A 6,548-nucleotide genomic window follows, 5' to 3' on the forward strand; every position below is an offset into this window, starting at 1 on the left:
ATTAAAAGACATCGTCACCATCCAGCCGCGAAACTGACTGGGAGCCACCCAGTACGGTGGCGGTGGTTTCGGCTTTGATCTTGCGACGGCGGGACTTGCCTCCCGAGCCGCCGTTGGGCGAGTTCGTCGGCGAGTAGTACGTGTAGTAACTGGTGTAATATTGGTACTGCGCATCGCTGCGCAGATCCACGTTGTTGAGGACCACCCCCACCACCTTGCCGCCGACATTTTCCACGCCCTGCTTCACGCGCATGAGCATGTGGCGCGGCAGCTTGCGGTGCTGCACCACGATCATCGTCATGTCCGCCAGATTGGCGAGCACCGACGCGTCGCTGACTCCAAGGATAGGCGGTGAGTCGATCAAGACGAGGTCAAAACGGCTTTTGACTTCGGTGATCAGATCCACCATGCGCTGGGAATTGAGCAGTCCCGCGCTGTCCGCCGGCAGCAGGCCGCTGGGAAGGAAAAAGAGATTCTCCACCGGCGTGCGCAGCACCACATCTTCCAGCCGGATGTCGGTGGTGAGGTAATTGGTCAGGCCCGTGGCATGGCTCACATCGAAATGCGTGTGCAGGCTGGGACGGCGCAAATCCGCGTCAATCAGCAGCACGTTGTAGCCGCCCTGCGCGCACACATAGGCAAGGTTCACCATCGTGGTGGATTTCCCCTCCCCTGCCCCGCCACTGACCACACTGAGGCAGTTCGCGTCCGGCGTTTTGCGATTGAATTCAATGTTCGTGCGCAGAATGCGGTACGCTTCGGCATCTGGATTGAAACCGCTGGAGCGGTGCAGCACTCCCACATCCTTGGGCACCACCGCCAAAACGGGCACACCGAGGTAGCGCTCCACGTCATCCAGGTTCTTCACCGTCGTGTCCATGTATTCCAGGAAGAAGGCGAGACCCAGACCAAACATGAGCCCCAGCACACCGCCCAGCGCAAGGTGCAGCGGCACGTTGGGCTTGGCAGGCTTTCCTTCCGGCTCTGCTTCAGAATAAATCGTGGCGGGAGATTTCACGAGCTCGATGCCCGCTTTTTCCTCGAAGAAGCGTGAGCGCATTTTCACCAGCAGATCTTCCAGGTAGGTCACCTCGTCCTTGGCCGTCTTGTACTCGGTGTAAAGAGACGACATGTTCTGCAGCTCCTGTTTGGCGTCCTCGTTGTAAAGCTTGAGGGATTCCCGCTTCTTCCTTGCAGCATCAAGCCGGTTTTGCAGGCCCGCCACATGCGCTTTGGCTTCTCCTTGAATGAGCTTTTGGTACTCAGCCATCTGGCTGTCCACGCTCAGCACCTGCGGATGAAGGCGTCCACGCCCTTCATTCATCAGGCCTTCACGCGAAACCTTGAGGTCCTGCAGTTTCGACGTGATGGCGATGATGTTTTGATTTTCCAGTTTAAGTCCTGACGCCTGGTCAATGAGCTGCTCGGGAGTCAGCTTGCTCACCTGGTCGATCTCTGACTGCAGCGTTAAAATTTCCTGATCGGCGATCATGAGGGCCTGCTCACGTGAGATGACCATGGAGTCTTTTTCACTGCGCATCTCACCGCCGGGATTCAGCGAGCTGCCACCGCCGACGATCCAGTCGCCCACAATGCCAGCCTTGCGCCGGGCCTCCTGCGCACGCACCTGCGCCTGCCCACGAAGAGACTCCTGCTCCGAAATTTGCTGCTGCAGCACGTCAAGGGCCTTCTGCTTCTTGCCGCTCTCAATGTTGTTGCGCTGATCCATGTAGCTCTTGGCCACTTCATTGGCGATGGCGGCCGCGAGCTGGGAATCCTGATCGTAATAATCAATGGTGACAAAATCTGACCGCAGCATCGACTGCGTGTCCAGATTGGAGCGCAGTTTCGCCAGCGCCGCCTGGCGGCTCGGCAGCTCCCACTTTTTGGTGAGCTCCAGTTTTTCGATCACCGGATAAAGCGTGGTGGGCTTGGTGATCGTCTCGAACTGAGTTTTGATGTACTCCTGCGTGAAGGCGAGGCCGTCACTGCGGTTGCGGTCAAACACATTGATGTCCTGCGTGATGCGCTCAATGGTCATTTCGACATGCCCGCGATACTTCCGCGGCATGATATAAGTCAGCACTGCTGCCGCCGCGAAGATCAGGATGAACGAAAGCGAGATGAGCCCAAAGCGATTCTTGACCACCTGCCAGGTGTCCATCGCATGCTTTTGCAGTTCGGTGCCGGACTCGTTCATGACTGCTCGGGTTTGATTATTCGGAGAGGTTAAGAAAGCGGTCTTGAAATGCCGCCAGCGGGAGATTCGTGATGTCCGAATCTGCCCGCCGGCGGATTGCTGTTTTGGCTGTTGGGACTAAAAGGTGGCCGTCGCTCCAAGGGAGACTTGATTGCGATTGAATTCAACCAGAGCGTTGTTCGACAACTGCGTGGAGAATGAGTAGTTGGCGTTCAGATTGACGTTATCCATCAGCTGATAGCCAATGCCCGTGTTGAGGAAAACCGAGTCCTGCGTCTGATCCGGAGTGGTTCCCCCAGAGAGCTCTGAGTGCGCATAGCTCGCCCCGCCATTGACGCTGAAACGCTTGGTGACTTGATGGTTCAGCTGCACGCCGGTGTTCACCCCATAGCTGCTTCTGTAGCTGCCCAGCAGCGCGCCGTTGAAACCCAGCATCGTAAACCAGCGCAGTTGCGTCTGCTTAGCCACCGCATAGTTGAGCGCAGCTTCAGCATAGGGCTTCGTTTGTCTCCCACGGCCGTTTTCGTAAAGTTCCGCACCAGCCCGCACTGAAGTGGACATGTTCTCGCTCCATGCATGGTCGACTCCAGCCAGGGCGAAATGTGAATGGTAGTTTTGGAAGCCGCTCTTGGTGTAGTCCGTCAGGCGGTAGCGGTACTCTGCCGTCAGACTGGTCCGCTGCGCAATTTTATAGGCAAATTGCTGGGCAAGCAAATGCGAGTAACGGTCCTGAGAAGTGGCTACCGTAGAGTCCTCATAGGCGATGCCGTCGAACGTGTAGGACGTTGTGGTGGAGAACCGTGGCGTCCAGGCATAGCTCACATTGAAATTGTTGTAGCCGTACAAAAACTGCCCGTTCCACAGGGCGCTTGTGGCACCGTAGCCAAACGCACTGTTGGGATTCGTCCCGTAAGTGAGGTAGAAGTTGTTGCTCATCTTCAGGCGTTCCGAAAACTGGTGCTCAAAATTGAAGGTCGCCCTGCCATTGTAAAAGGTGCTGCCGTAAACCGGCACTCCGTTCACGTATTCAAGAACGCTGCCTTCAAGACTGAAACTGTAGGGTGTGGTCTGGTCCGCATGGGTGTAAGATGTCCCTGCACCCGCCTGCATGTACCACGAATCAATGTTGCTCAACGAAGCCGAAGGCACCTTGTACTTGAGCACGTCATAGCCGGTGTTGCCGGTGATTGAAAACGTGAGCGGCTCCTCGGTGCTGAAATCGGCCGAATAATTTTGGATCCCGACCAACCCCTGCGCACGCAAGGCCGCTGGGCTGAGTGCAGCGACTGCCAGGATGAGCATTGCCAGTTTAATACGCATGGGTTGTGGGAACAGTTCGAATGATCAATGTGGCTGCATATTGCCTTGCAAAATGATCAAGGTATTGCGTTCGAAGGCGAAACTGGATTGGTCGTCGTCCGGGGGGGCAGCGGACCTGACACAGGCGGCATGAGGAAAACTCCACGAACGGGCCCCATCGAGATTGAGGGCTCAGGTGAATCCAAAGTTTTAGGTTCAGGTGAATCTAAGACCGGGTTTTTCCCCGGGTTCTTTTCAAAGACCGGGTTTTTTCCAGAGACCGCAATCGGACGTTCTGCAGCAACTGTGACAGCTTTTAAACCAGGGAACAAGGATGTAGCCGCCTCGTTTATCGCCACTTCCATTTTGGGTGCCACGCTGACACCAGTTTGCACAATCTGTCCTGCAAGCGTTTCATCTGCTTTGGAAGCCGTAATCGCTATTTTCACAATATCACCCGCACATCCTTCATTGATGACCAGAGCATCTTCCAGAATCATCAGCACCTTGGATGGATCTTTTTCAACCGCAGTTTTAACATCATTGCAGATGTCTGCACAATTATTTGCAGACTGTGCCATTGCATTGAGCGAGAATGCCACGCTCAGGATGATGACCAATTTCTTGGAGTTGGGTATCAAAAGGAATGCTTTCATGACGAGTTGTTTATTTGGGGTTTCCCCCATTTTCAGAGCGGGTAGTGGGAATCGAACCCACATGGCCAGCGTGGAAGGCTGGAACTTTACCACTAAGCTATACCCGCAATAACAACTCTACATTCACACACAATCAACATCACGCAATCTATAATTTTAGAAATTATGGAAATGATTAAAATATAGATTTGTCGATAACCGCTGATTGCTTTATTAAACTAACACCGAAGTGCACAACGGCAATCGTATTATTGTCATGCACGGCACTTTTTGCACTTCCAATGGCGCATTTTAGAACCATCTTTTACTATCTGAGCGTCATCCATTTCGACATCCAAAGTTTCTGACCAATATTTTTTGAAAAATTTACTCATGAAATCTCTGCGATCAGGCCTCTCTGCTGGCATTGCCTTGCTTGTTTTTGATTTCTGCGAGTGCTCCGCACAAGGGCTGGAATCACCAGAAAAGAAAAATGGGAAATCAGGTGCTTCATTCGACTACGAAGCCGAATTGAAATCGATCCTAAAGGTTGACGATTTCGAAGAACGACACATTTTTCTTGCCCTGCTTTCTAAGAAATTGGGCGCCTCGGATCCCGAAAAAGCCTGGAATTTGATGGGGCAATTAGCCTTTCTGCCTGATCGTCTGTTATTTTTGGGTCCCTTCATGAAAGTCTGGGGCAGGAACAATCCCGCGGAAGCCTTGAATCATACCAGAGAATTGCCTGATGGTGAAGTGCGCATGCTCGCCACGAACAAGGCCTTGGAGGGCTGGGCCGCCAAAGCACCCTTGGCAGCGCTCCAATGGGCGTCTGAAAATCTCTCGAATGGTTATCGGAGAACCGCTTACGCTCAAATTGGCGAAGTTTGGGGAAAAACAGAACCTTCCCTTGCCATCAACTGGGGCATGAAGCTTTCGAATGAAATCGAGCGTGTTTTTTATGTTGTTGAAGTTCTCGAAAATTGGACCGAACTCCGACCGATGGATGCCGCTCACTGGGCTGCAGCTCTGCCCCTTGGAAAATTCCACGATCTGATGGTTTCCAAAGTGGTCAAAATATGGGTGCAGCACTATCCAGAGATGACTTCAGACTGGCTGGTGGCAGCACCCGAACACCACTGGCTGCTTCCAAGTGCTATCTCAAAGTGGGCAGAATTTGACCGCACTGCCGCCGCCAGCTGGGTATCACAGTTAGCAGACCGTCAGCTTTCCAGCTTGTGCAAAGCTGCCATTGCCACTGAATGGGCAGAATATAATTCTGCTGCTGCATACACTTGGGCAGAGGCCAATTTGGAAGGCGAATCTTTTTCAAATAGCCGCAAATTAATCCTTGGAAATTGGGCAACCGCTTACCCCCTTGAAGCTTTGAAATGGACTCAGACTTTGACGTCCAAAGACAGCCAGGCAGCCGCCTTGGAAATCATTCTCGAAAATTGGGCACTGGCTGACTTCTCAGCCTGTCAATCCTGGGTAAAGCAGCAACAAGGCGGTTTGGAAAAGAATATTGGACTCAGCAAACTTGCTAATGTCTTGACAGATTCGGACCCCGAGGCCGCCGCTGAGCTGGCTTCCTCTATCAGTGATTTGGCACTTCAAAAGATGTGCCTCACTCAAGTACTCGAAACTTGGAAAGTCAGCAGCAAGGAAAAATCAAAAATCTGGATTCAACAGCATCCGCGCATTTTAAAACTATTGGATCAATAGCCAAAACTAACCCCTTGGCTGAAGTCTGTTGCTAAATTTTTGCACTAGCTGTTGCCTTGGTGTGAAACCTTGCAAGGCATAGTGGGTGCCGCGCCACACTTTGCGGTAAACATCAAATTATGGATATGTGTGGCGATGGTATAGTGATTTGTAAATCCGATCTAAATCAGTCATTCTGCTTGTTAGGATAAGATATGTTCTTCGCTGTGCTTCCAGAAGACTGAAGGATCCAAGATCAATCTGGCTTAACTTGTCAGAATGACTTATGATGCTGCGATCCCCAATCACATCAAGAAAACTAGGTTGATGTATTCGGTTCGATTTATCAAGGAACTGTTCGGCAAACCTGCCTCCGAGTTTGATCAAGGCCATCCCTTTCCCCGCGCCGCCCCCCGTTAAGCTCGTTTGCCCCTTCCAAAAGGTTCCCACTCCGTATTTGGACATCTGGAAAACCTTGGCACTAACCGCAAGAAATCCGCAAGATTTTGCAACCGTAACGTGCCCAGCTTCATGAATTGAAACAAATGACAGCGTTCCCAAGGGGGCCTCAAACAAAATAATTTCTGACGCTGCTAGATTTGCGCGTCCTAATAGCACAGCAGCGATAAGAATAATTCTGAAACGACTGTAGACCAAAGTGATGATCAACAATTGTTATATATAGCGCGCTAAAACACCACTAATTAATT

4 protein-coding genes and 1 tRNA gene are annotated in these 6,548 nt (G+C 52.0%); 1 reads left to right on the forward strand and 4 read right to left on the reverse strand.

The genetic code is table 11. The features are described 5' to 3' along the window. Position 1 precedes the first annotated feature (1 nt). The 4 genes from AC24GY_RS28605 to AC24GY_RS28620 form a co-directional block, all read right to left on the reverse strand. Positions 2-2,200 carry a GumC family protein gene (locus tag AC24GY_RS28605; protein ID WP_487690084.1) on the reverse strand — a complete coding sequence of 733 codons (2,199 nt, stop codon included), beginning with the start codon at positions 2,198-2,200 and terminating at the stop codon, positions 2-4. A gap of 117 nt (positions 2,201-2,317) precedes the next feature. Beyond that, the gene (locus tag AC24GY_RS28610) at positions 2,318-3,520 is read right to left on the reverse strand and encodes an outer membrane beta-barrel protein (RefSeq protein WP_487690087.1); all 1,203 of its coding nucleotides are present in this window, start codon (positions 3,518-3,520) and stop codon (positions 2,318-2,320) included. A gap of 56 nt (positions 3,521-3,576) precedes the next feature. Then, positions 3,577-4,155, reverse strand: a complete 579-nt coding sequence (locus AC24GY_RS28615) for a hypothetical protein (RefSeq protein WP_487690090.1) — start codon at positions 4,153-4,155, stop codon at positions 3,577-3,579. A 36-nt stretch (positions 4,156-4,191) separates the two neighbouring features. Beyond that, positions 4,192-4,262 (reverse strand) — tRNA-Gly (locus AC24GY_RS28620). A 265-nt stretch (positions 4,263-4,527) separates the two neighbouring features. Here AC24GY_RS28620 and AC24GY_RS28625 point away from each other — a divergent pair. Beyond that, positions 4,528-5,859: a hypothetical protein gene (locus tag AC24GY_RS28625; RefSeq protein ID WP_487690093.1), complete on the forward strand. Its 1,332-nt coding sequence runs from the start codon at positions 4,528-4,530 to the stop codon at positions 5,857-5,859. Positions 5,860-6,548 lie beyond the last annotated feature (689 nt).

The sequence above is a fragment of the Prosthecobacter sp. Pr1 genome (genome assembly GCF_057652315.1).

What these genes read in the sequence shown, in the direction of transcription:
- AC24GY_RS28605 (WP_487690084.1), bottom strand. Translation starts at nt 2,200, where the DNA reads ATGAACGAGTCCGGCACCGAACTGCAAAAGCATGCGATGGACACCTGG.
- AC24GY_RS28610 (WP_487690087.1), bottom strand. Translation starts at nt 3,520, where the DNA reads ATGCGTATTAAACTGGCAATGCTCATCCTGGCAGTCGCTGCACTCAGC.
- AC24GY_RS28615 (WP_487690090.1), bottom strand. Translation starts at nt 4,155, where the DNA reads ATGAAAGCATTCCTTTTGATACCCAACTCCAAGAAATTGGTCATCATC.
- AC24GY_RS28625 (WP_487690093.1), top strand. Translation starts at nt 4,528, where the DNA reads ATGAAATCTCTGCGATCAGGCCTCTCTGCTGGCATTGCCTTGCTTGTT.